Origin of the sequence: Micromonospora chersina (assembly GCF_900091475.1) — a bacterium.
Classification (GTDB): domain Bacteria; phylum Actinomycetota; class Actinomycetes; order Mycobacteriales; family Micromonosporaceae; genus Micromonospora; species Micromonospora chersina.
Genome location: NZ_FMIB01000002.1, coordinates 6,648,825 through 6,671,710, shown reverse-complemented (window position 1 = coordinate 6,671,710; position 22,886 = coordinate 6,648,825). Strand labels below are relative to the sequence as shown.

Below are 22,886 nucleotides of genomic sequence, written 5' to 3'. Positions count from 1 at the left end.
CCGACCCGGGCGCCGCGGCGGTGAGGGTGGGGCCGAACTGGACCGAGCACCCGGAGCCCGGCGGCGTGAACTGGACGATCCCGGGCGGCGTGCGGTCGAGCCGCCACCCGAGGCGCCCGTAGAACTCCTTGGCGCGGTCGACATCCGCCACCGGGATGACGACCACCTCGAGCTTCAGGTCGATGTTCCGGCTCGGCGTGCCGCTCGCGTCGTTGCGGCGGACATCCGTCGCGCTCATCGCGACCTCCCTGGTGGCCTGGCCTCTCGCCCGCCACGTTACTGCTCCCCCACGCCCGAACTGCCCCGTTTCCGCATCGCCGTGATCGAGGGCTCAGGTGCACCGCAGGACCCGCATCGGCCCAGCGGCACGGCCTGGAATTGGCCCTCCCCGACCGGCCGGCCGCCTTCGTAGGCTCGAATCCGACGAGAGCGACGATCTGCCGAGGTGAGCCCCCATGTCCTATCCACCGCCGCGGTATTCCGGCCCCGCGGGCGCGCTGACCGCCACCTTCCGGCCGGCGGACGCGCCGCCCGATGTGGTGATCGGAAGCCGGACCACGGTGGGTCACCTGGCCACCGGGGCGACCACCGACGGCGCGTTCGGCCTCTACCGGTGGGACATGGCCGCCACACCCCCGGCCGACACCACGCCCCGCGGCCACTACCACCGCACGTTCGCCGAGTCGTTCTTCATCCTCGACGGGACGGTCTCCCTCCTCACCGGCGACCGGTGGATCGACGCCGGGCCCGGGGACTACCTGTACGTGCCGCCCGGCGGCATCCACGCCTTCGCCAACAACTCGGGTCTCGCGGCGTCGATGCTGGTCCTGTTCACGCCGGGCGCCCCCCGCGAGCCGTACTTCCGGGAACTGGCCGAGATCGTCACCTCCGGCCGCCGGCTCACCCGGCGGGAGTGGACCGCGCTGTACGCCCGCCACGATCAGTACGAGGCCCCGGTCTGAAGCGTGAGCAGGGTCCGCTCACCGATGGCGGAGGTCGTCGGCGGCCGCCTGCGTCTCCTCCCGAACCTGGTGGGCGGCCGACCGACCCTGGTCCCGGACAGCGGATGCGCCCTGGGTGGCGGTGGACCGCACCGACTGGGCCGCCTGCTGCGCGGGCTCCCGCAGGTTGTCCCGGAGCTGGTGACCGACCTGGCTCGCCTGCTCGCGCAGCCCGGCGGAGTGCTCGCCGACCATGCCCCGCGCCTGCCCGGCCCACTGCCGCTCGTGGCGGCTGGGCGGGATCAGCGAGGAGACCAGCAGGCCGGCGCCGAAGGCGATCAGGCCGGCGGCGAGCGGGTTGCCCTGCGCCTGCTCCCGCGACTGCTGTCCGAGTGACCGCGCCTCGTCGCGGACCGAACCCGTGGCCTGCGACATCCGCTGGCCTACGCCGTGCCCGTCCATCTGTGCGCCCATCACCTTCTCCTTTGCCCGGCTGAGCGCGCCGCGTGCCTGCCCGACGCGCTCACCGGCGATCCGACGCGGGTTCATCCTGTCGGTCAAGGCATCCACGTCGCTGCTCAACTCGCTGCGGGTGTTCTCGATCTCCGATCGGATCCGGTCCGGATCGTTGGACATGACCCGCTCCTTCCCTGGCTCGGTCACCGACCTCGCATGGCCTGCGGCATCTCCCGCGCGGTCTGCTTCGTCCGCGGCAGGACCGCACGGAGTTGCCGCATCTTCGTCCGGGCGTTGGCGAGCAGGACGGCGGCGGCGACCGCCCAGACGACCGCGACGATCAGCGCGGCCCAGCCCTCGTCCATCACGTTCGACAGGCCCCACCACACGGCGTACGACACGAACAGCACGGCCAGGAAACCGGCCAGCGCCGCCCCGCCGAACATCCCGCCGGCCTTGCCGGCCTGGCTCGCCTCCTCGCGCAGCTCCGCCTTGGCCAGCTCGACCTCCTGGCGGACCAGCGTGGAGAGATCCCGGGTCACGTCGCCCAGCAGGTCACCGACGGAGGCCTGGCTCCGCTCCTTCTCCGGGGCGCTCACGGCGCCACCCCGCCCGGGACCTCCGGCTCGGGCCGGCCGGGAGGCGACACGTTCTGCGCCCGGGCCACCCCGGTGTACGGCTGCTCTCCGGCGTACGGCGCCTCGACCGTCCGCTCGGACGACGCCGGCGCTGTCGGCGCGGGCTGGGCCGGCTGCGCGCCGGGGCCTGCCCCGTCGGCGGCGGTCATGTTGCGGGTGAGGCGGCCGACCAGCAGACCCGCCACGACGGCGCCGGCGAGGAACGTGCCCGGATGCTGCCGGGCGTACCCCCGCACCTCGTCCAGCACCTCTCCGGGCTCCCGCTGGTCCAGCCACCCGGCGGCCCGCTGCGCGGCGTCCGCCGCCCGTCGCACCGCCTCGCCGGCCAGGCCGGACTCACCGCTGCGCTCCGCCATCGAGCCCAGCTCGCGGCCGAGGTCGCGCAGCCCGTCGGCGGCCCTGTGCTGCTGGGTTCGGGCCTGGTCCCGCAGTTGCGTCGTGGCCTGCCCGGTCAGGTTCCGGGTCTGTTGCCACGCCTCGGCGGCCACGTGCCCGCCCTGTTCGCTCGCGGCGTGCGCGACCCTGCCACCGGTCTGTGTGGCGGCCTGGCCGACCCGGGAAGCCTCCTGCCGGGCCTGCTCGCCGGTGCCGCCCGGCGGGCGGCTCTGGTTCGTTGCCGTCATGGCCCTGCTCCCTCCCTCGCTCCCGGCCGCCGACGCGGCCGGGAAACTCCCCCGCGACGCCAGACTCCCCTGTGAAGGACGGGATCGGGCCTCGTTGACGTGCGCGCGGAGGCGGCGTCGAATATGTCGTGTTCGGCTCGGGCCGGTCGGGGAATGCCCGCCGGCGCGGGAGTTATGCCCGCCCGCTGGCCAGGTGGGATGCCACGGGGGTGGGTGTGCCGCCACGCCGGCCGGAACAGCCCGAACGGGTCAACCGCACCGAACGTGCCGCGCTTTCGCTCCCGCGCCTTCACGATGGGACCGGAGACACCCGTGGTGAAGGGAGAGATCAGGTGAAGCGTAGGCGCGCCAGGAGAAGCCGGCTGCTGCAGGCGGCGGTGTTGTCCTTGTCCGCGGTGACGGTGGGGTTGGCGGTCCTGCGGGCAGGGCGGCGCGGCGCGGGAGCGGCGCCCGCCGGCGATGCGTGGGCCCGCGCGGATGGCGCCGTCGCCCTTGACCGCATGGACGCCCTCGACGGCGCCGCGGCGGGTCGCGACCGGGAGGCGGCGACGAGCCGCTGACTGGCTGTCCACCGGCCCGGACCGAGGCGGGTCAACCGTCCCGGCCGTCGGCCGGATGCGCGAGGTTGCCGTAGGTCGGGGTGCCCGCCGTCTCGTACGTCAACTGGAGCGCGCCGGAGGGGTGGGTGACCGATTCGGTGAGCCGGAACGCCGCCGGGACCGTGCCGCCCGCGAAGAGCCGCTTGCCGCTGCCGAGCGTCAGCGGGTAGAGCCACAGGTTCAGGCGGTCCACGACGCCGAGGCGCAGCAACGACTGCACCAGGTCGAGGCTGCCGATCACGTGCACCTCGTCGTGGCGTTCCTTGAGCCCGGTGACGGCCTCGGCGAGGGCGCCGCGGAGGAGCGTCGCACCCTCCCAGCCCAGCGGCTCGTGGAGGGTGCGGCTCGCCACGTACCGGGGCACCCGGTTGAGCAGCCCGGTGAAGGGGATCTCCGCGGGCGCCGTCGGCCAGTAGTCGGCGAAGATCTCGTAGGTCCGGCGGCCCAGCAGCAGTGCGTCCATGCTGCTGGCCTGCGCGAACATGGCGGCGCCGGACTCGTGGTCCAGCAACGGCGCCTGCCACCCGCCGTGGGCGAAGCCGCCGGCGCGGTCCTCCTCGGGCTGCCCCGGTGCCTGCGCCACCCCGTCCAGCGTCACGAACTCCGTCACGACGAGCCTGCCCATGGGATTCCTCCCCCTTCGGTGCGTACTCCGTCCCTCGGCAGACCGCCTCGGTGGGCGGAACTCATCGGTCCGGCCGGCTACGCGCCGGACTGCGGGGTGGCCATCGTGGTGCCGGCGCGCAGGTGCGCCAGGGCGCCGCTCCAGGCGGCCAACTGGTCGAGCATCGTGTTCACCGCACCGACCTGGTGGTCACCGGGTTTGAAGACGCTGAAGTTCTCGAAGTCGGTGAAGAGGGAGAGCGCGACCTGGGCCCGTACGTCCGCCATCTGCAGTTCGGCGACAACCAGGCGGAGGTGTTCCACCGCCCGGGTGCCGCCGACGCTGCCGTAGCTGACGAACCCGACCGCCTTGTTGTTCCACTCGGCGTAGAGGAAGTCGATCGCGTTCTTCAGCGCGCCGGAGGTGGAGTGGTTGTACTCCGGTGTGACGAAGACGTAGCCGTCGTAGGAGGCGATCTTCTCGGCCCATCGCAGGGTGTGCGGCTGGGTGTACTGGCCGAGTGACGGCGGCGCCATCTCGTCGAGGTGGGGCAGGTTGAAGTCCTTGATGTCGACGAGTTCGTACTGGGCGTCGTCGCGCCGGGAGGCGATCTCGTGCACCCAGCGGGCCACCGCCTCCCCGTTGCGTCCGGGACGCGTGCTCCCGATGATGATGCCGATCCTGGTCATGGCCGTCCCTTCCGTCCGTGGCCCGTCGAGCGCGAGCACGGGCGGCGTCTACCCGGTCGGCATGGTTTCGAACGGCATCATCACCGGGCTCAGTGCCAGTCGCTGATCTGCACGTCCCGCGGCGACGGCGCCCCGTCGCCGGTCTCGACGAGCGACTTCAGGCTCATCAGGTAGGAGCCCCACTTGGTGCTGCAGTGGTGCATGAACTCCACCGGCTCCCGCCAGCCCCGGTGCGCGAACAGCACGATCGTGTAGTCACCGTCCTGGCGCAGGTCCCAGTCGATCGTGGTGCCCAGCCACTCCTCGGGGCCGTCGGCCACCCGCCACGCCACCCGCTCCGACGGCCGCAGCTCGACGACCTCCATGTCGAAGCCGCCGGGCGGGAAGCGGAACTCCAGGACACCACCGACGTCGGCGCTGCCCTTCGTGTCGTCCGTCCACCAACCGGCGAGGCCCTCGACGGTCGTCAGCGCCTCGTACACCTTCGCCGGCGTCGGGGTCTTGACCCCGACGCGGTGCAGGATGTCCACCATCTCGTCTCTCCCTGCTCTCGTTCGTCAGTCCTGTCGGGTGCGCTGGATCGCCTCGGCGATCCGCTTGATGCGCTGCAGTCGGGCGTCCCACGCCGATCCGACCGAGGCCAGCTGGGCCACCGCGCGGGCGAGCTGCGCGTCGTCCACCCGGTACCGCTTCTCGCGGCCCTCCGGCGTCCCCCGGACCAGGCCGACCCGGTCGAGGACGCCGAGGTGCTTGGCCACCGCCTGGCGGGTGACCGGCATCTGCTGACTCAGCGTGGTCGCGGTGCCGTGGCCCTCGACCAGCAGCAGGTCGAGCATCCGCCGGCGGGTCGGATCCCCGATCGCGGACCAGAGATCGTCGTCGACCTGCTCGGCCACCCCGGTGCTCACGCCCGCACCTCCACCGTCGCCGCGTACGACACCAGCCGCGGCAGGTAGAAGTCCCAGCCGGTGACGTGCTCCCGGTACTGCTGCTCCAGGACGGCGATCTCCCAGCCCATCTCGCGGAAGCCGGTCTCGGTCATCCTGAGCAGCGTTCCGCCGCCGGACGGGGTCAGGTCGAAGGTGACCAGCAGCGAGTTGCCCTCCGCCGCGACCTCGCCGGCCGGCTGCGTCCACCGGAACGAGAACCGCTGCGGGGGCCGCGCGTCGACGACGGTGAACGGCACCACCGCCCCACCCGCGTCGGGATCGCCGAAGACGATCTCCCCCGTCGACCCGGGCGTCGGGTCGTACCGGGCGTCGTCCGGCCACCACTGCTTGAGGTGGTCGGGGCTGCTCACCACCTCGAAGACGACCTCGGGCGACGCCTCGACGTAGATCTCGCGCTCGATGGTTCCGAATTCCACGGCATCCTCCTGCAACGTTTGGTTGCACATGACGCTACCCCGGCGGCGCGCCTCGCGCAACCAATAGTTGCGTTTCGGGGTCCGGACGGAGAGGGCCGCTCACCGGATTCGACGAGCCGGCGGCGGCGGAAGCGCCCCTACCATGCGAGCGTGATTCGCGTTGCTCCGGTCCGGCGGCCGTACCCGCTGCTCGCCGCCGCCCTCGTCGTGTTGCTGCTCGGCGCGGGCGTGGCCTGGGGCGTCGACGGCGCGCTCGGGCTGAGCCACCGCCCCGCCACCGTGCCGCGCGAGGACGTCGCGGCCGCGCCCCCACGGGTCGCGGCGCCGGCGCCGCCGCTGGCCGCCGTGGTCGTGCCGGACGAGTTGCGTACCCGCAAGGCCGCCGCCGCCGTCGCGGACGCGCTCGTCTCCCGCGGCCTGCCCCGCCCGGTCGTCACACCGGCCCCGCCGGGCCCGACCGCGCCCCGGACCGACGCACCGGCCGGACCGCGCGCACCGGACCTCGCGGCGGTGACCACGCTGCGGGCGGGCGTGCTCGCCGCGCCGGACCCGGCGCCCGAGTCGTACCGGATGGACGTCCGCGGGAACGAGTTGACCGTCGAGGGGGGCGACGTGGCGGGCGTCGCGGCCGGGCTGTACCGGCTCGCCGACCGAATCCGCTCCGGCGCCGAGGCGCTGCCCGCCGCCGACGCGGGCCGGCTGGTCACGCCCCGGCTCGGCCTACGGCTGACCGACGTCGGCTCGGTGGGCCGCGAGCCGGACCCGGCCGCCTTCGCGGCGGGCGACGACTACAACCTGAACACCGACGTGGTCCGGGAGGCGCTGCTGCCGCGGGCGCCGTGGGTGGACGCCGCCGCGGTGGCCCGCATCGGGGCGCAGTTCCGGCAGTTCGTCGACCACTCGGTGGCGCAGGGCTACAACGCCGTCGTCGTGCCGGGCTTCCTGGAGTACGTCACCTTCGCGAAGGTCGGCGACGGGCACGCCGTCTACCCGCCCGGCGACCCGCACGTCGACCGCGCGCGGGCCATGGTCGCGGCCTTCGGCCCGGTCTTCGGGTACGCCGAGGAGATGGGCGTGAAGGTCTTCCTGCTCACCGACATGCTCGCGGTGTCGCCGCCGCTGGAGGCGTACCTGACCAGGACCGTCGGCGGCCTCGACGTGACCGATCCCCGGCTGTGGGCGGTCTACCGGGCCGGGCTGGCCGAGCTGTTCGAGAGCCTGCCCTTCGTCGACGGCCTGATGGTCCGCGTCGGTGAGGGCGGCGAGGTGTACGCCGGGGACGGCTGGGACTACTCCTCGAAGCTCGCCGTCACCACCGAGGCGTCCGTGCGCGCGATGCTGCGGGCGCTGCTCGACACCGCGGGACAGGCCGGCCGGGAGATCATCTTCCGCACCTGGACCGTCGGCGTGGGCGCCGTCGGCGACCTGCACACCAACCCCGGGTCGTACGCGCGGGTGCTGGGCGGGTTCGACGACCCGCACCTGATCGTGTCCACCAAGTACGTCCTCGGCGACTTCTACAGCCACCTGCCGCTGAACACCACACTGCTGGCCGGCGCGCACCGCCGCATCGTGGAGTTCCAGGCCCGGCGCGAGTTCGAGGGGTTCGGCGCGCTGCCCAACGACCTCGGCCCGCTGCACCGCCAGGCGCTGCGCGCGTTCCTCGCCGCCAACCCGAGGGTCGAGGGCGTCTGGAACTGGACGCAGGACGGCGGCCCGCTGCGCGCCGGGCCCATGTCGCTCTACCTGCGCAGCGGGTTCTGGCAGCTCTACGACCTCAACACGTACGCCGTCGCCCGGCTGGCCTGGGACCCGGACGCCGACCCCGCGCAGGTCACGGCGGACTGGGCGTACCGGACGTTCTCCGCCGACCCGGCCACCGTCGCCGCGATCGGGCAGGCCATGGCGCTGTCCCGGGAGGCGGTCACCAAGGGCCTCTACATCGGGCCGTACGCCGACCGGTCGGTGCGGGCGCTCGGGCTGGAGCCGCCGCCCATGATGTGGATCTTCGAGTGGGACATCCCGACCGGCGACTCCGCCGCGCTCGACAGCATCTACGCGGTGACCGGCGACCGGGTCGACGCGGCGATCGACGAGGGCGGGCAGGCCGTGGCGCTGGCCCGGCGCATGCGCGATCTGGTCGCCGCCACCGACCCGGGCACGTGGCGCGACGCCGGGCTGCGCGAGCACTTCACCGACACGCTCGACTACGAGGTGAACCTGTTCGAGGCGCTGGCGGCCTACCGGACCATGGTGCTGCGGCACGCGCAGTGGCTGGACACCGGCGCCCCCGACGCCTACGCGGGGTGGCGCGCGGCCGAGACGGCGTACCACGCGGCGCGGGACGCGCACCGCCAGCGCTACGGCGCCGACCTGGACCTGCCCGCGTACAACTTCACGGCCGCCGACCTCGGGGCGCGGCGCGCGGACCGGGACCCGGCCATGGCGTGGGCGGCCCGGGCGCTGCTCGCGTTGATCCTCGCGGTGGTGCTGCTCGGCCTGCGGGGTCGCGGGGTCGGTGGCGGCGCCGCGCGCGGGCTGCTGCTCGGCGCGGTCCGGCCGTGGCGGGTGGCGGCGCTGCCGGCGCCCGTGCCCCGGGCGGACCGGATCCTGGTCTGGCTGCTGCCGGCTGTGGTCCTGGTGGCGAGCCGGCTCGTGTTCACCTGGTTCGCGGCCCCCGCGCACCTGCTGGTCACCCTCGGCGGATGGGCGCTGTTCGCCCTCGTCGTCCGCCTCGTGGTCGGCCGGCGCGACCCGTTCCACCTGTGGGCCGTGGTCGGCGGGGTCGCGCTGCTGCGCAGCACGCTGCTCCTGGCTGCGCTGGCCGGGCGCGGGCCGGGGCGGTACTGGTTCGCCTTCTGGACCGCGCCGGCGCTGCGCGCCGCCTACCTCACCGTCGCGTTCGCGGCGTTCTGCTGGCTCTTCGTGGCCACCGCGGTCGTCCTCCGCGACCGGTACGGCCTGCCGCGCCGCCGCGCCGTCGGGCTGACCCTGACCGCTGCGGGCGTGCCGCTCGGGCTGCTGGCCGGCCTGGTCACGGCGATCGGCCTGGAGCGGGCGCTGACCGTGTGGAACGACCAGATGGCGCTGCTGCCCTGGGGCCTGTCCCGCATCCTCGGCATCACCGTCTACCTGGGCATTCCCACCGACCTCCCGGCGTACGCCGCCGTCGCCGGAGCCGCCCTGGCCGCGGCCGGCCTGCTGCTCTCCGTGGTGCGCAGGGACCACCCGCACCAGCGAGCGCAACGACCCCGCCCGGCACCGGCACCCCGGCGCGGGGTTGGGCCCGACCGGGTGGGGTAGACCGCCCCGTTGGCGCGGGGCGGGCCGCGACCGGGTCGACCCGGTTCGGACCCTCAGGACGGCTCGGGGGGCCGATGTCGGATGCAGCAGCGCGGCGCAGCGGGCCCGGGACGTCCGACGACGTCGTGGAGCTGCGGGTGCACGGGGCCGCCAGCGCGGGCGCCGGCCAGGCCCCGGACCTGCCGCCGGTCGAGCAGGTCGCGGGCGACCGCGACGGCGGCTTCTACCGGCTCCGCCACCGCTGTCCCGACGCCGGCGCCGACGGGGCGACGGTGGAGGCGTACCGCTGGGGTGACCTGCCCTCCGGGACCATGGGCCGGACCCTGTCGCTGGTGTTCCTGCTGCCGTTCATGCTGGCCAACCTGGCCATCTGGATGCGCCCGGGGAACCACGGCTCGGACGCGACGGTCCGGGCGCTGTGCCGCCTGCTGGCGCTCACGCTCACCGCGCTGTACGTGCTCGCCTTCGCCGGCGTCGCGCTGGACCTCGTCGCCTGGCGCTGCCTGGCCTCGCCGCACTGCCTGGCCGGGCGCAGCTGGCTGTCCTGGCTGGGCGGGCGACCGGCCGGGCTGCGGCTGGCGGTCCTGGGACTGGTCCCGGCCGCCGCCGTCGGCCTGGTCTGGCGTGCCAGCACCCGGCCGGGACGGGCGTTCGACGCGTTCCGCCCACCCGAGGCGGGGGTCTCCGGGCACCGGCTCGGCACCGTCGGCAGGTGGGACGCGGAGCCGCTGGTGGGTCGGCTGCGCTCCCTCCACGTCGCGGCGGCGTTCGCGACACTCGACGTCACCCTGCTCGCCGCCCGCGCCTCCCCCGGCGCCTCGGCCGGCACCGTCGCGCTGGCCGTCGTGACCGGCGCCGTCCTGGCCGCCTGCGTGGTGATGCTCTGCACGCCCGCGCTGATCGACCGGGCCGCCGAGGACCGGCGACTCGACCGGGTCACCAGCATGCTGCGGACCAGCGCCGTCGTCCTGACCGTCGTGGTCGGGCTTCACGTCCTGACCGGCCCGGCGCGCTGGCCCGAGGGGGGTGGCCTCCCCGGCTACGACGCGACCCTCACCTGGCTGTTCGTCACCCAGACCGCCCTGCTTGCCGCGCTGGGAGCCGTGCTGCTGTGGCCCCGGGACCGCCGGCCGGGCGCCACGCCGCTGCTCGGGCTGGGAGCGCTGGCGAGCACCGCCGCGGCGATCGGCCTGGCCGTGGCGTACTCCGCCGAGACGGTCTACCGGGTGGCGGACTTCCTGGACCGCAACGCGCCGCCCGCGGCGGGACCGGCCGCCGGGCCGCCCCGGGCGTACACCTGGGCGATCTACGGCTTCTTCCGGGCGGCGCTCGTCACGCTTGCCGTGGCGGGCCTGGTGACGCTGGCCACCCGACCCGGCCGGTCGCGCGCCGCGGCGGCGATCGTCGCGCGCGACCATCCGGACCCGCCGGCCGAAGCCGGGCCGCGGCTGCGGCAGGTGCGGCGGGCGATCGCGAAGGCCCGGTTCACCGAGCGCCTGATCCCGCTGGCGGTGGTCTACGCCTGCCTCGCCGGGCTCGGCACGGCCACCACCACCATCGGCGTGCTGGACCTGCGCCCCGGCGACGTCTTCGAGCGGTACGCCGGGGTGCCGGCCGGCCTCGTCACCTTCGGCATCGCGTTCGGCAGCTGGGTGATCGCCGCGATCATCCTCGGCCTGGTGGTCGGCGCGATCTTCGCCTACCGGACGGTGGAGTTCCGGCGCCACGTCGGCGTCCTGTGGGACCTGGGCACGTTCTGGCCCCGGGCCGCGCACCCCTTCGCGCCACCCTGTTACGCCGAACGGGCCGTGCCGGAGCTGACCCGGCGGATCACGTACCTGGTCGGCCGGGGCCACGCGGTGCTGCTCACGGGACACAGCCACGGTTCGGTCCTGGCCGCCGCGACGGTGCTCCAGTTGCCGCCCGGGATCAGCGACCGGGTCGCCCTGCTCACCCACGCCTCGCCCCTGCGCCGACTCTACGCCCGGCTCTTCCCCGCCTACCTCGACGACGAGGTGCTGCACGAGGTCGGCGCCCGGGTCGGCTGGCGGTGGCTGAACCTGTGGCGCGACACCGACCCGGTCGGCGGCTGGATCTTCTCCCCGCACCGGCCGGGCGCGCCGGCCACGGTCGGCGGGGCGGCCGCGGCCGTGGACCGCCGACTGCGGGATCCCGCCGAGGTGGTGGCCCCGCCCGGCGACAGCGTCCCGCCGCCGATCCAGGGACACCGGCCGTGCGAGTCCGACCGGCGGTTCGCCCAGGCGGCGCGCGAGCTGGTCGACCGCCTCCGCGAGCCGCCGGACCCGGAGTCACGGTGATCCGGGACGGCGCCCCCGGGCTCGGCGGACGCCTCCCGGGAGACGTCCGCCGGCGGTTGCGCGCCCGCGCCCAGGTCAGCGGGTGGACCGGATCCAGTCCCGGTAGTGCGTGGGCGCGAGGTGCGCGTCCGGGCCCCCGATCAGTACGTCCTGCCCGGCCACCGCGAACATGCCCGCCTTGTCGTCGGTGACCACGTCCCGGTCGTCGTGCCGCGCGGCCAGGGTGATCCGCCCGAGCTCGTCGAGGGCGAACACGTCCGGGCCGGCGACGTTGCGGATGCCGTTCAGCGGCGCCCCGGTGGCGACGTCGACGACCGCGTCGACGACGTCCGCGGCGGCCATCGGCTGGATCCGGGTGGCGGGCAGCCGGACGGTGCTGTCGTCGGCGGTCCAGGACAGGACCGCGTTCATGAACTCGAAGAACTGGGTGGCACGCACGATGGAGTACGGCGTGGGCCCCTGCCGCAGCAGGTCCTCCTGGACGGTCTTGGCGCGGTAGTAGTCGAGCTCGGGGACCTGGTCCACGCCGACGATCGAGAGGACCACCTGGTGCCCCACGCCGGCCCGCTCCCCGGCGGCCAGCAGGGTGTTCATGGTGGTACGGAAGAAGTCGATCGAGGCGTCGTCGAAGGTCGGCGAGTTGGCGACGTTGACGACGACCTGCGCGCCCTCCAGCGCCCGGTCCAGGCCCTCCCCGGTGAGCAGGTCGACGCCCGTCGAGGGCGCCGCGGGGACGGCCTCGTGTCCGGCGGCCCTCAGCTTCTGGACCACCTGCGAGCCGATCAGTCCGGTGCCACCGATGACTGTGACCTTCATGGCTCTCACCCTTCCACGGCGTGCCGGAGGGCACGCCCGCTTCGCCGAGGACCCCGCCTCGAACTCGGATACTTCTTGTCCGAGACAATAATCGGATAGCCTTTGTCCGAGTCAAGCGGGGGTGATCGGATGAAGCTGTCAGGCGGGGTCGAGTGGGCGCTGCACTGCTGCGTGGTGCTGACCACGGCGACGGACCCCGTGCCGGCCGCCCGGCTCGCGGAACTGCACGACGTCTCCGGCAGCTACCTGGCCAAACAGCTTCAGGCGCTCTCCCGCGCCGGCCTGGTGACCTCCGTCCAGGGCAAGGCGGGCGGATACGTCCTCACCCGGGCGCCCGAGCTGATCACCGTCCTCGACGTGGTCACCGCCGTCGACGGCGCGCAGCCCGCATTCGTGTGCACCGAGATCCGCCAGCGTGGCCCCCTCGCCACGCCGGCGGAGGCCTGCACCCGGCCGTGCCCCATCGCCCGCGCGATGGCCGGCGCCGAGGCCGCCTGGCGCGCCGCGCTCCAGGCGGTCACCATCGCGGACCTCGCCGGCGGCGTCGACGACGACTACGGCCCGACCGCGCTCGGCAGCATCCGCACCTGGCTCGGCGGGCCGGACGGAGGCGACACGGCGACCGCCGAGGCGGGGTAGCCACCGGGCCCCTCCCTTGAGCCCGGTGCCCGGCGCGGGCAGACTGGCGGCATGACGCGAGGCACCGCCCTGGTCCGGCAACCCGGTGACCGGCTGGCCGAGGGGCTGGTCACCCACATCGAGCGCAGCGACGTGGACGTCGCGCGCGCCCGGCGCCAGCACGAGGCGTACCGGGCGGCGCTCGCCGAGGCCGGCTGGCAGGTGCGCGAGGTCGCTCCCGCCGAGCAGTGCCCCGACTCGGTGTTCGTCGAGGACACCGTCGTGGTCTGCGACGACCTGGCGGTGCTCACCCGGCCGGGCGCGCCGGAGCGCCGCCCGGAGGTCGCCGGCACCGAGAAGGCGGTCCGCGAGGCCGGGCTGGAGGTCGTGCGCATCGAGGCGCCCGGCACGCTGGACGGCGGCGACGTGCTGCAGATCGGCGACACGGTGTACGTGGGCCGGGGCGGCCGCACCGACGAGGCGGGCGCGGCCCAGCTCGGCGCCCACCTGGCGACCCGCGGGCGCACGGTGGTCCCCGTCCCGCTGCGCGACGTGCTGCACCTCAAGTCGGCCGTGACCGCGCTGCCCGACGGCACCCTGCTCGCGCTGCCGGAACTGCTCGACGCGACCGCCCTGGGGCGGCCGGTGCGCGCGGTCGACGAGGAGGCCGGCTGCCACGTCGTGCCCCTCGGCGGCGACCTCGTGCTGCTGGCCGCGTCGGCGCCGCGCACCGCGGCGCTCGTCGCGGACCTCGGTTTCACACCTGTCGTGGTCGACATCAGCGAGTACGAGAAGCTCGAGGGCTGCGTCACCTGCCTGAGCGTGCTCATCCCCGGGGCCTGACCCGCCCCGGCCGGCGCGTCGCGGTCGACGTCAGCCGGCGAGGCGGATGATCGCGGCGACCGACCGGTCCACGTCCGCCTCGGTCGTGGCCGCGTTCGACACGGAGAGCCGCATGAGTCGCCGGCCCCGCCACGTCGTGCCGCCCGCCCAGCACGTGCCGTCCGCCTGCACGGCCGCCACCACCCGGTCGGTGCGCCCGTCGTCGCCGAAGCCCACAAGCACCTGGTTGAGGACCACGTCGTTCGCCACCTCGAATCCGGCCGCGGCCAGCCCGGCGGCGAACCGGCGGGCCAGCGCGCAGCAGCGGTCGACCACCGCGGCGACCCCGTCGCGGCCCAGCTCGCGCAGCCCTGCCCAGACGGCGAACCCCCGCGCCCGGCGGGAGGACTCGGCGGTGAGGTCCGCGCCCGCCGGCGCGCCGCCGGAGCCGACCAGGTAGGCGGCGGCGTACGACATCGCGGCCGCGTGCACGTCCGGCCGGGCGCAGAACGCGAAGGCCGAGTCGTACGGCAGGTTCAGCCACTTGTGGCCGTCGCAGGCCCACGAGTCCGCCAGCTCCAGCCCGTCCACGAGGTGCCGCCGGCCCGGGCTCGCCGCCGCCCACAGCCCGAACGCCCCGTCCACATGCACCCAGCCACCGTGCCGGTGGACCAGCTCGCACGCCTCGCGCAGCTCGTCGCAGGCCCCCGTGTTCACGTTGCCGGCCTGGAGGCACACGATCGTGGGCCCCGCGGAGCCGGCCCGCAGCAGGGCCCGCAGCGCGCCGACGTCCATGGCGCCGTTCGGCCCGGCCGGCACCGGCTCCACCACGTCCACGCCGAGGCCCAGCAGACGCAGCGACCGGTCGATCGTGCCGTGCCGCTCCTCCCCCGCGATCACCCGGATCGGCGGCGCGCCGAGCAGCCCGCGCCGTTCCACGTCCCACCCCGCGTCGGCGAGCACCTGGTGCCGGGCGGCGGCGAGCCCGGCGGTGTTCGCCGCCTGCGCGCCGGTCACGAAACCCACCGACGCCGACGCCGGGATCCGGAGCAGCTCCTTGAGCCAACCGCCGGCGGCCTCCTCTGCCGCGACGGCGGCCGGCGACGTCACGGCGTTGAACGCGAGCTGGTCCCACCCGGCGGCGAGCATGTCGGCCGCGGTCGCCGCCGGCAGCGCGCCGCCGACCACGAACCCGAAGTACCGCGGGCCGGCGCTGGCGACCAGGCCGGGCTCGGCCGCGGCCAGCAGGTCCGCCACCACCTGTTCCGGTGGGCAGGGGGCGGTGGGCAGCGGGCCGGAGAAGGCGTCGGTCACCGCGGCCCGGTCGAGCGGCACGCCGACCGGCCGCTCCGGCAACGACCGGCGGTACGCGGCCGCGTGGTCTGCGGCCAGACGGAACAGGTGCCTCAGATCCTCCACGGCCGCACCCTATCCCCGTCCTCCGTCAGCTCCCGCCAGGCGTGCGGGCCGGCGAAACCTGCGGGCGCCGCCCGCCGTGGTGGTCCGAGGAGTCAGACCGGGGTGGCGGGCTGGCACAGCCGCTCGCCGGTGGCGGGATCCTGGCACAGGTATCCGCTGGTCGTGTGCATCCAGCCCCACAGCCAGTCCTTGAACACGGGTTGCCGGCAGTGCCGGCAGGTCGACCTCTGCCGTTCCTCCGGCTCGGGCTCCTGGACCTGAGCCGCGGTCTCCGGCTCGGTCGGCTCCGCCGCTGCGGCCTCCGGCCGTCGCTGTGGGCGTGGGATGGACGGTGCGGTCTCGGCCATGAGTGCTTCCTGTGCTGCTCGGGTGGACCGGGCGGCGCCTCGGGGCCCTGAACCTCGATCGTCCGCCCGCCCCGGGGAGGGTGCTGGCAAGCGTTCTCTGCACAGGATGAGCGCTGTGGGTCGTGGTGCCGTTACGCGATCCGCCGGATCAGCTCCGCTGGTACTCCTCCCAGGTGAGCACCGGGCTGACCACCGGCCCGTCGTCGGGGCCCCGGTTCGCCAGCCCGTTGAGCCCGAGGTAGTAGTCCCCGGCCTGGTGCTGTGCCGGCGCCGACTGGTCGGTGTCGGCCAGCGCCACCGCGTGGATGTGGTAGGGCCAGTCGCCCTGCGCGGGCGTCCGCAGCCAGGCGGCGAAACCGACCCGGCGCAGGTGCCGGACCACAGTGGTGCGGTAGGTGCCGGACATGCCGTCGACCGCGAGGTCCAGCGCGCCGCCCCCGTCGTGGGTGCCGGCCGAGGTCGGGTCGCTCGTGCTGTACGAGCCCTGGCTGATCGCCAACTGCCGGCCGAGCAACCGCTCGGCCTCCAGCAACATGGCCCTGGTGCGGCTGTTCACGCGCGCGCCACGGAAGTCCAGGACACCGCCCGGGCTCAGCGGCGGGACCACGGTGAACCGCTGGTCTCCCAGTGCCCGCAGCGAGGTCAGCCCCGGCAGGCCGGTGGCGTCGAGGCCCGAGTACCCCAGGGAGCGCTGGTGGGCGGCGTACGCCGCCACGGTGCTGGTGCCGAAGTGACCGTCCACGTAGGTGGCGGCGAGCAGGCCCCGGTCCCGCAGCGCCCGCTCGACGAGGAGCACGCTGTCGCGGCTGCCGGCGGTGATCGCGGTGTCCACCCGCCTCGGGTCGATCTGCGCCGCCTTGATCAGCGCCTCCATGTCGACCTCCGGCAGGGCCGCCCGGCCCGGACCCGCCGCGAGCAGCCCGGCACCGACCGCGCCGAGCGTCGCCGCGGCCGCGCGGCCGAGCAGTCCCCTCCGGTCCAGCAGGGTCCCCGCCGCCGGCCGGTCGCGGCGCCCGGGTCGCGGCCCCGGCCCGGCCGACGTTCCCGGCATCACCAGGCCGCCGGCAGGTAGGCGACCGACCAGCCGCGGTAGGAGCCGTGGTCGAGGTAGCCCGCCACCCCGACCCCGCCGCCGACGGAGGTGCCGATCACCTTGCCCTCGCCCAGGCTGATCGCCACGTGGCCGGTGCCTACGGAGTTGTGGTACCAGACCAGCGCGCCCCGCGGCGGGATGCCGGAGGTCTTCAGGTAGCCGTTGCTGCTCTCCCAGTCGCCGCCGATCTCCGCCGTGTTCCAGCCCGAGCCGCCCCACCCGTACGCCTGCGCCACGAAGGCCAGGCAGAGGTTCTCGTAGGCGGTGGAGCGGTACCGCTGGAAGGCCCAGTCGATCGCCCCGTTGGCGGACCGCGGGTTCGTCTTCGACGACGGCTCGTCGCCGACGTAGGCGCAACTGTTGACGACCTGGCCGTCCGAGCCGGTGTGCACGTAGGCGTCGGAGACCATGCCGCCGTTGGACAGCAGGTCCCACAGCGTCGTGGTGCCGTAGGTGCCGGTCACCGACTGGCCGTTGGTCTGGCACAGCAGGGTGACCGTCGACCCGTCGGACACCGTGCGCCAGGCCGCGTAGCCGGTCCCGGGTCCCGACCGGACGCTCAGCGCCGTGCCGGCGGTGTTGACGGTGCCGGTGGCCGAGTCGGCGTACGCGTACGCCGTGCCGGGCACGGCCCCGATCAGGACGACGGAAAGCGCGGCGGCGGTGACCGCCGCGGCCGGGCCGCGCGAGACATCGACAATCTTCCACATGACTGGGGAAGCTAGCGGTCGCCCGCGGCCCGGTCCACGCCCGTTTGGATATTCTTGCCGTTGGTGCCGATTGACCCGAAACTAACTTTCGGACGCTCCGGTGAACAGCGCGGCGTACCGGGCGAGGTAGAGCGGCCAGCCCTCGTCGTGACCGACACCGTCGCTGACGGCCTGCCAGCCCGGCCCGTGCCGGTCGATGTGGCGGTGCTCCAGCTCCACGCGGGTGCGCTGCGGGGTCTCGGCGACGAACCGGACCTCGACCTCGCTGGTGTTGTCCGGGTCGGCCTCGACCTGCCACTGGGGACTGATGTCCCAGCTGAACACGACCCGGTGCGGCGGTTCGAAGGCGAGCACGCGCGCCCACCGGCATTCGCTGCCGTCGACGCCCCGGTCGTAGATGTGGCCGCCGACCTTGGGCTCGAACACCGTCTCCGCGATCGGCGCGCCGAGCAGGTTGTGCTCCGGCGGCTTGAAGTCACCGAACCGCTCGGTGAACACGGTGAACGCCCGTTCGAGCGGCGCCTCGACGACGATCTGCCGCCGGACGGCCGCGGCTGTTGTTCCGGTCATGGTGTCTCCTCGGTCGGTTCTTCGACGACGTCCTGATAGCTGTCCAGCGCGCGGTGCCAGAACGTCTCCAACTGGTCGCGCAGCGCGGCCACCCCCGCCGGGTTGAGCCGGTAGACCCGGCGGGTGCCGGCCGCCTGGTCGGTGACCAGCCCGGCCTCCTTGAGGACCTTGAGGTGCTGGGACACCGCGGGCCGGCTGACCGGCAGTTCGTCGGCGAGCTCGCCGACGGCGCGGGGTCGCTCGGCCAGGCAGGCGACGATGGCGCGCCGGGTCGGATCGCCCAACGCGTCCCATCCGTCGGCCGTTCGGTAAGTAGCCACGAACGGTACGTTACGGCTTACCGATGCCAGCGTCAAGGGTCGCGCGCCGGCCGGGGAGGGTTAGGCTTCGACGCATGTGGACGGGGCTTCGGCACGGCCGGGCGACGAACGTGGCCCTGGTGCTCGTGGTCGGCCTGGTCGCCCTGGGCGGCCTCGTGGCGCAGTCGCGGGGCATCGACACCGCCGCCGAGTGGGCGGCGCTGGCAGCCGTGCTGGCCTCCTCCGGCGCGCTGTGGCTCCGTCGCCGCCATCCGGTCGCGGTGGGCGTGGTGGCGCTTGCCGCCGTCGCCGCGTACGGGGCGTTGCTGCACCGCCCCGGGCCGATCATGCTGGTGTTCGTCGTGGCGCTCTACACGGTGGTCGACGAGGGACACCTGGCCGTCGCCATCGGGCTCGGCGTCGCCTCGGTGGCCGCCTTCGCCGTCGCGGACGGCGCCGGCAGAACCGCGACCACCGGTAACGGGGCCACGCTGCTGCACGCCGGCTGGCTCACCGCCGTCATCGTCGGCGTGACCCGCAACCGACGGGCCTACCTGGCCGAGGCACGGGCCCGGACACTCGCCGCGGAGCGGCGGCTGGAGGAGGAGGCCCGGCGCCGGGCCACCGAGGAGCGGCTGCGGATCGCCCGCGACCTGCACGACGCGCTCGGCCACCACCTCTCGCTGATCAACGTGCAGGCCAGCGCCGCGCTGCACCGGCCGGACCCCACCCGGTCCGAGCAGGCGCTCACCGCGATCAAGCAGACCAGCAAGGAGATGTTGCGGGAGCTGCGCGGCACACTTGACGCGCTCCGGCAGGAGGGCGCGGCGCCGACCACGCCCGCGCTGGGCCTGAACCGCCTCGGCGAGCTGGTCACCACGGCCGGGCGGTCCGGGCTGGCGATCCGCACCGAGGTCGCCGAGATCCGGCCACTGCCACCGGAGGTCGACCTCGCGGCGTACCGGATCGTCCAGGAGGCGCTCACCAACGTGACCCGGCACGCCACGGCCACCTCCGCGGTGGTGCGGGTCCGGTCCGACCGCGACGACGTGCTCGTCGAGGTCGAGGACGACGGCACCACCGCGCCGGGCGCGCCCGGCAACGGGATCCTCGGCATGGGCGAGCGGGCGCGGGCGCTGGGCGGTTCGCTGACCACGGGCTCCGGGCCGGACGGCGGCTTCCGGGTCCGCGCCCGGCTGCCGCTGCGGCCGGGCCCGGTGCCGGCGGGAGACCCGGCGTGATCCGGGTGCTGCTCGCCGACGACCAGACCCTGGTACGCGCCGGCTTCCGGTCCATCCTCGACGGTGAGCCCGGCATCGAGGTGGTCGGCGAGGCCGCCGACGGCGCCGAGGCGGTGCGGCTCTCCCGACAGCTGCGCCCGGACGTCGTCCTCATGGACATCCGGATGCCCGGGCTGGACGGCCTGGCCGCCACCCGGCAGATCGCCCCGGACTCCGACATCCGCGTGATCATCCTGACCACGTTCGACCTGGACGACTACGTCTACGGCGCCCTGCGTGCCGGCGCGAGCGGCTTCCTGGTCAAGGACACCGAGCCGGCGGAGCTGATCCACGGCGTGCGGGTGGTGGCCCGCGGCGACGCGCTCATCGCGCCGGCCATCACCCGCCGGCTGATCGCCGAGTTCACCGCCCGGGCCACCCACCCGGACCCGGGGCCGCGGCTGGCCGCGCTCACCGAACGGGAGCGGGAGGTGATGGCGCTCGTCGCCGCCGGCCTGTCCAACGACGAGATCGCGGCACGCCTGGTGCTTAGCCCGGCCACGGCGAAGACGCACGTCAGCAGGATCATGACCAAGACCCGGGTCCGGGACCGCGCCCAGCTGGTGATCCTCGCGTACGAGTCCGGCCTGACCGTGCCCCGCTGGCTCACCCCCTCCTGACCACGGCCTGCCGGTGCCGCGGCCGGCCGGTCAGGCGGTGCGGCGGGAGCGGGCCAGGGCCAGCCCACCGAGGACCACGGCGATCAGCCCCACCAGCAGGGCCACGTACGCGCCGCCCAGCCCGTTGCCGGTGCCCACACCACCGTCGGCGGTGGCCGCGACCAGCCCGCCGAGCGCCATGCCGACGATCCCCGCCGCCAGGGCCACCGTGGCGCCGAGCCGCCCGGACGCGGTGCCGAGACGACCGGCGGGACGGGCCAGCGCCAGCCCGCCGATGATCACGCCGGCCAGGCCCAGGAGGGCGCCGACGCTGGCGCCGAGCCGCCCGGCGCTCATCGTGTAGGCGCTGGCGGCGATCGGCTGGGCCGAGACGTGCGCGGCCGCCGGCGCGGCGAGCCCGAACGCGCCGAGCGGAACGGCGGTGGCGACGGTGAGCAGGTGACGGACGTTCATCGGGGATCCCCTTCGCTGGCCTGACGACTTCCTGCGGCAGCGTATGTACCAGGGTGGTCACCGGTCGTCATGCCGGAGTTGCCTCTGGCCCTACCACCGGGGTTGCGCGCGCCCGCGGCGCCGTACCACCGGGGTTGTCCCGCCGGCGCCGGGGCGGTCAGGCGACCTGCGGCGCGTGCGACTCCGGGCAGGGCTCGACCGAGAGGTACGCCGACAGCGCGCGGAGGAAGTCCGGCGCGTCGAAGATCCGACCGGCGGAGGCGACGCCGCTCGTCCTGATCCGGCCGGCGAGGATGCGCCGCACCGCCTCGACCGCCAGCGGCGCGCTGACGGCGTAGATGTCCCGGCCGTGGGCGACGACGCGCCGTCGCGTGTCGCCCGCGCGCACGACGACGTCGACGGTGAACGTCTGCGCGGACCGGCCGAGTTCGTCGACAGCGGCCGGCGCGGGGGTGTCCGGACCGGCCAGGTCCCGGGCCGCGTCCGTGGTCATGTAGGTGCGCACCTCGGGAATGGACAGGTGGCTGGGCACGGTCACGACGTCGGCCATCGTGAACCCGCCGAGGACGGGCCGGCGACCCATCGGCGCGGGGAACTCCCAGTCCAGGGTCGGCAGCTCGCTCTCGTCGGCGTGGTACTCGAGGCGGCCACCGGTGTAGCGGACCCGCCGGCCGGCGCGCCGGTCCCGGGAGACCGTGCCGGAGGCGAGGGTCCCGGCCGTGGGGTGCCAACTGCTCAGCCCGTACGCGACGTGCGCCTCGTCGGCCGCCGTCCACTCGCCCATCGCCGTCGTCACCAGCAGGTCGCCGAGCCCGCCGAAGAAGGCCATCGCCGGGACCACCGCGACACCCGCAGCCCGGGCGCGGTCCGCGTAGTGCGCGAACGTGTCGAGGTTGGCCTCGATCTCGGCGGCCACGTCCACGTACGGGATCCGCGCCCGCAACGCGGCCTCGATCACCGGGCCCGCGGTCGAGGCGAACGGGCCGGCGCAGTTGACGACCGCGGCAGCGCCCCGAAGGGCCCGGTCCAGCGAGGCCGGGTCGTCGACCGACGCCACCCGGTGTACGAGCCCCGGATGCGACGCCGCCAGCGCCTGGAGCCGGCCCGCGTCGCGACCGACGAGAAGCGGGACGAACCCGCGCTCGCGCAGCTCCGTCACCACGAAGCGCCCGGTGTGCCCGTACGCGCCGAACACCGCCACGGTCTGACCCGTATCCATCCGCGGTTCCTCCCTCGAAAGATCGACTGGGAAGAGCCTCTCAGCGGCGGCCGCCTCCCGACAGTGTCTGGAACGCCATGCCCCGTACAGTTTCGGACATGGCCACCCTCGCGCTCGCCGCCACCGACTCGATGCTGCACTTCGAGCTCGCCATGGCCTGCGAGGTCTTCGTCCGCGACCCCTCCGGCCTGGCGGACCCCTGGTACGACCTCGTGGTCTGCGGCCCGGGCCCGGTCCGGATCGGCAGATTCTGGATGGAACCCGACGACGGGCTGGACCGGCTCGCCCGCGCCGACACCGTGATCGTCCCCGCCGTGGAGGACGTCGACGCGGAACTGCCGGCCGGCCTGGTCGACGCCGTCCGCGCGGCCCACGAGGCGGGCGCCCGGATGGTCTCACTGTGCACGGGCGCCTTCGTGCTGGCCGCCGCCGGGGTGCTGGACGGGCTGCGCGCCACCACGCACTGGGCCCACACCGAGGCGCTGGCCGCCCGCTATCCCCGGGTACGGGTCGACCCGGACGTCCTCTACGTCGACAACGGCACCGTGCTCGCCTCGGCCGGCAAGGCCGCCGCGATCGACCTGTGCCTGCACCTCATCCGCCGCGACCACGGCGCGACGGTCGCCAACGCCGTCGCCCGCCGCCTCGTCGTGCCGCCGCACCGCGCCGGCGGCCAGGCCCAGTTCGTCACCACCCCGGTGCCCGCCCGCGACGACAATCCCCTCGGCGACCTGGTTCCCTGGGTCATGGAGCGGCTGGACCGTCCGCTGACCGTGGAGGACCTGGCCCGCCGGGCGAAGATGAGTTCCCGCCACCTGGCCCGCCACTTCAGGTCGGTGACCGGCACGACTCCGCTCCAGTGGCTGTCGACGCAGCGCGTCCGCCGGGCCCAGGAGTTGCTGGAGAACACCGACGACAGCATCGACACCATCGCGCACCTGGCGGGCATGGGCACCGCCGCGACGCTGCGCCGGCACTTCCACCGCACCCTCGGCGTCCCCCCGGACGTCTACCGCCGCACCTTCCGCAGCGCGTCGCCCCCGGCCTGAACGGCCGTCGGACACCGGCCCGGCCCGGCCGCAC

General features: G+C 74.7%; 26 protein-coding genes and 1 pseudogene. 9 read left to right on the top strand and 18 right to left on the bottom strand.

What is annotated here, in order from left to right; all coding sequences use genetic code 11:
* Positions 1–238, bottom strand: a pseudogene (locus GA0070603_RS31035) (VOC family protein); the annotation flags it as partial.
* A gap of 217 nt (positions 239–455) precedes the next feature.
* Here GA0070603_RS31035 and GA0070603_RS31030 point away from each other — a divergent pair.
* Positions 456–962 carry a cupin domain-containing protein gene (locus tag GA0070603_RS31030; protein ID WP_091305402.1) on the top strand — a complete coding sequence of 169 codons (507 nt, stop codon included), beginning with the start codon at positions 456–458 and terminating at the stop codon, positions 960–962.
* 18 nt (positions 963–980) lie between these two features.
* Here GA0070603_RS31030 and GA0070603_RS31025 read toward each other — a convergent pair whose 3' ends face one another.
* From GA0070603_RS31025 to GA0070603_RS31015, 3 genes are read right to left on the bottom strand one after another with little or no spacing between them, the layout of a single operon-like run.
* Positions 981–1,577 carry a DUF3618 domain-containing protein gene (locus tag GA0070603_RS31025; RefSeq protein WP_091305399.1) on the bottom strand — a complete coding sequence of 199 codons (597 nt, stop codon included), beginning with the start codon at positions 1,575–1,577 and terminating at the stop codon, positions 981–983.
* Positions 1,578–1,600: 23 nt separating this feature from the next.
* Entirely contained in the window at positions 1,601–1,996 is a 396-nt protein-coding gene (locus tag GA0070603_RS31020; protein WP_091305396.1) for a phage holin family protein, read from the bottom strand.
* Positions 1,993–2,658 (bottom strand): hypothetical protein, encoded by a 666-nt coding sequence (locus tag GA0070603_RS31015; protein WP_091305394.1) that lies wholly within the window; start codon positions 2,656–2,658, stop codon positions 1,993–1,995. Before GA0070603_RS31015 ends, GA0070603_RS31020 begins: the two co-directional genes overlap by 4 nt.
* 332 nt (positions 2,659–2,990) lie before the next feature.
* Here GA0070603_RS31015 and GA0070603_RS31010 point away from each other — a divergent pair, with 332 nt between their 5' ends.
* A complete protein-coding gene (locus GA0070603_RS31010) occupies positions 2,991–3,218 on the top strand; it encodes a hypothetical protein (RefSeq protein ID WP_091305390.1) in 228 nt (75 codons plus the stop codon).
* Between the two features lie 31 nt (positions 3,219–3,249).
* Here GA0070603_RS31010 and GA0070603_RS31005 read toward each other — a convergent pair whose 3' ends face one another.
* The 5 genes from GA0070603_RS31005 to GA0070603_RS30985 form a co-directional block, all read right to left on the bottom strand.
* Positions 3,250–3,882, bottom strand: a complete 633-nt coding sequence (locus tag GA0070603_RS31005) for a dihydrofolate reductase family protein (RefSeq protein WP_091305387.1) — start codon at positions 3,880–3,882, stop codon at positions 3,250–3,252.
* 77 nt (positions 3,883–3,959) lie between these two features.
* Complete coding sequence (locus tag GA0070603_RS31000) at positions 3,960–4,550, bottom strand: NADPH-dependent FMN reductase (protein WP_091305384.1); 591 nt, start codon at positions 4,548–4,550, stop codon at positions 3,960–3,962.
* 89 nt (positions 4,551–4,639) lie between these two features.
* Positions 4,640–5,083, bottom strand: coding sequence for an SRPBCC family protein (locus GA0070603_RS30995; RefSeq protein ID WP_091305382.1), 444 nt, complete (start codon positions 5,081–5,083; stop codon positions 4,640–4,642).
* A gap of 24 nt (positions 5,084–5,107) precedes the next feature.
* Positions 5,108–5,458, bottom strand: coding sequence for an ArsR/SmtB family transcription factor (locus tag GA0070603_RS30990; protein WP_091305378.1), 351 nt, complete (start codon positions 5,456–5,458; stop codon positions 5,108–5,110).
* Complete coding sequence (locus GA0070603_RS30985; protein ID WP_091305374.1) at positions 5,455–5,916, bottom strand: SRPBCC family protein; 462 nt, start codon at positions 5,914–5,916, stop codon at positions 5,455–5,457. The genes GA0070603_RS30990 and GA0070603_RS30985 overlap by 4 nt, the downstream gene beginning before the upstream one ends.
* A 150-nt stretch (positions 5,917–6,066) precedes the next feature.
* Between GA0070603_RS30985 and GA0070603_RS30980 the strand changes: the two genes are divergently transcribed.
* Positions 6,067–9,219 (top strand): hypothetical protein, encoded by a 3,153-nt coding sequence (locus tag GA0070603_RS30980; protein WP_244282665.1) that lies wholly within the window; start codon positions 6,067–6,069, stop codon positions 9,217–9,219.
* 74 nt (positions 9,220–9,293) lie between these two features.
* Complete coding sequence (locus GA0070603_RS30975) at positions 9,294–11,537, top strand: hypothetical protein (RefSeq protein ID WP_091321297.1); 2,244 nt, start codon at positions 9,294–9,296, stop codon at positions 11,535–11,537.
* 75 nt (positions 11,538–11,612) lie between these two features.
* Here GA0070603_RS30975 and GA0070603_RS30970 read toward each other — a convergent pair whose 3' ends face one another.
* Positions 11,613–12,353 (bottom strand): SDR family oxidoreductase, encoded by a 741-nt coding sequence (locus GA0070603_RS30970; RefSeq protein ID WP_091321295.1) that lies wholly within the window; start codon positions 12,351–12,353, stop codon positions 11,613–11,615.
* A gap of 129 nt (positions 12,354–12,482) precedes the next feature.
* Here GA0070603_RS30970 and GA0070603_RS30965 point away from each other — a divergent pair, with 129 nt between their 5' ends.
* Both GA0070603_RS30965 and ddaH read left to right on the top strand, forming a co-directional pair.
* Complete coding sequence (locus tag GA0070603_RS30965; RefSeq protein WP_091321293.1) at positions 12,483–12,992, top strand: RrF2 family transcriptional regulator; 510 nt, start codon at positions 12,483–12,485, stop codon at positions 12,990–12,992.
* Between the two features lie 51 nt (positions 12,993–13,043).
* Positions 13,044–13,814, top strand: coding sequence for a dimethylargininase (gene ddaH / locus GA0070603_RS30960; RefSeq protein WP_091321292.1), 771 nt, complete (start codon positions 13,044–13,046; stop codon positions 13,812–13,814).
* Between the two features lie 30 nt (positions 13,815–13,844).
* Here the strand turns inward: ddaH and GA0070603_RS30955 are convergent, their stop codons facing one another.
* The 6 genes from GA0070603_RS30955 to GA0070603_RS30930 form a co-directional block, all read right to left on the bottom strand.
* Positions 13,845–15,212, bottom strand: a complete 1,368-nt coding sequence (locus tag GA0070603_RS30955; protein WP_091321289.1) for a pyridoxal phosphate-dependent decarboxylase family protein — start codon at positions 15,210–15,212, stop codon at positions 13,845–13,847.
* A gap of 92 nt (positions 15,213–15,304) precedes the next feature.
* Positions 15,305–15,559 (bottom strand): hypothetical protein, encoded by a 255-nt coding sequence (locus GA0070603_RS30950; protein WP_091321287.1) that lies wholly within the window; start codon positions 15,557–15,559, stop codon positions 15,305–15,307.
* A 148-nt stretch (positions 15,560–15,707) separates the two neighbouring features.
* Positions 15,708–16,610, bottom strand: coding sequence for a peptidoglycan-binding domain-containing protein (locus GA0070603_RS30945; protein WP_208862979.1), 903 nt, complete (start codon positions 16,608–16,610; stop codon positions 15,708–15,710).
* Positions 16,610–17,362 carry a hypothetical protein gene (locus tag GA0070603_RS30940; protein WP_091321285.1) on the bottom strand — a complete coding sequence of 251 codons (753 nt, stop codon included), beginning with the start codon at positions 17,360–17,362 and terminating at the stop codon, positions 16,610–16,612. Before GA0070603_RS30940 ends, GA0070603_RS30945 begins: the two co-directional genes overlap by 1 nt.
* A gap of 81 nt (positions 17,363–17,443) precedes the next feature.
* Complete coding sequence (locus tag GA0070603_RS30935) at positions 17,444–17,932, bottom strand: SRPBCC family protein (protein ID WP_091321283.1); 489 nt, start codon at positions 17,930–17,932, stop codon at positions 17,444–17,446.
* Complete coding sequence (locus GA0070603_RS30930; RefSeq protein ID WP_208862978.1) at positions 17,929–18,252, bottom strand: ArsR/SmtB family transcription factor; 324 nt, start codon at positions 18,250–18,252, stop codon at positions 17,929–17,931. Before GA0070603_RS30930 ends, GA0070603_RS30935 begins: the two co-directional genes overlap by 4 nt.
* A 74-nt stretch (positions 18,253–18,326) precedes the next feature.
* Between GA0070603_RS30930 and GA0070603_RS30925 the strand changes: the two genes are divergently transcribed.
* On the top strand, positions 18,327–19,472 hold the full coding sequence (locus GA0070603_RS30925) for a sensor histidine kinase (protein ID WP_091321279.1): 1,146 nt from the start codon (positions 18,327–18,329) through the stop codon (positions 19,470–19,472).
* Positions 19,469–20,131, top strand: a complete 663-nt coding sequence (locus tag GA0070603_RS30920) for a response regulator (protein ID WP_091321277.1) — start codon at positions 19,469–19,471, stop codon at positions 20,129–20,131. The genes GA0070603_RS30925 and GA0070603_RS30920 overlap by 4 nt, the downstream gene beginning before the upstream one ends.
* Before the next feature lie 30 nt (positions 20,132–20,161).
* Here the strand turns inward: GA0070603_RS30920 and GA0070603_RS30915 are convergent, their stop codons facing one another.
* Positions 20,162–20,584: a DUF6223 family protein gene (locus GA0070603_RS30915; protein WP_091321275.1), complete on the bottom strand. Its 423-nt coding sequence runs from the start codon at positions 20,582–20,584 to the stop codon at positions 20,162–20,164.
* Positions 20,585–20,741: 157 nt separating this feature from the next.
* A complete protein-coding gene (locus GA0070603_RS30910; RefSeq protein ID WP_091321273.1) occupies positions 20,742–21,803 on the bottom strand; it encodes a saccharopine dehydrogenase family protein in 1,062 nt (353 codons plus the stop codon).
* Positions 21,804–21,901: 98 nt separating this feature from the next.
* Here GA0070603_RS30910 and GA0070603_RS30905 point away from each other — a divergent pair, with 98 nt between their 5' ends.
* Positions 21,902–22,852, top strand: a complete 951-nt coding sequence (locus GA0070603_RS30905; protein WP_091321272.1) for a helix-turn-helix domain-containing protein — start codon at positions 21,902–21,904, stop codon at positions 22,850–22,852.
* Positions 22,853–22,886: the final 34 nt, after the last annotated feature.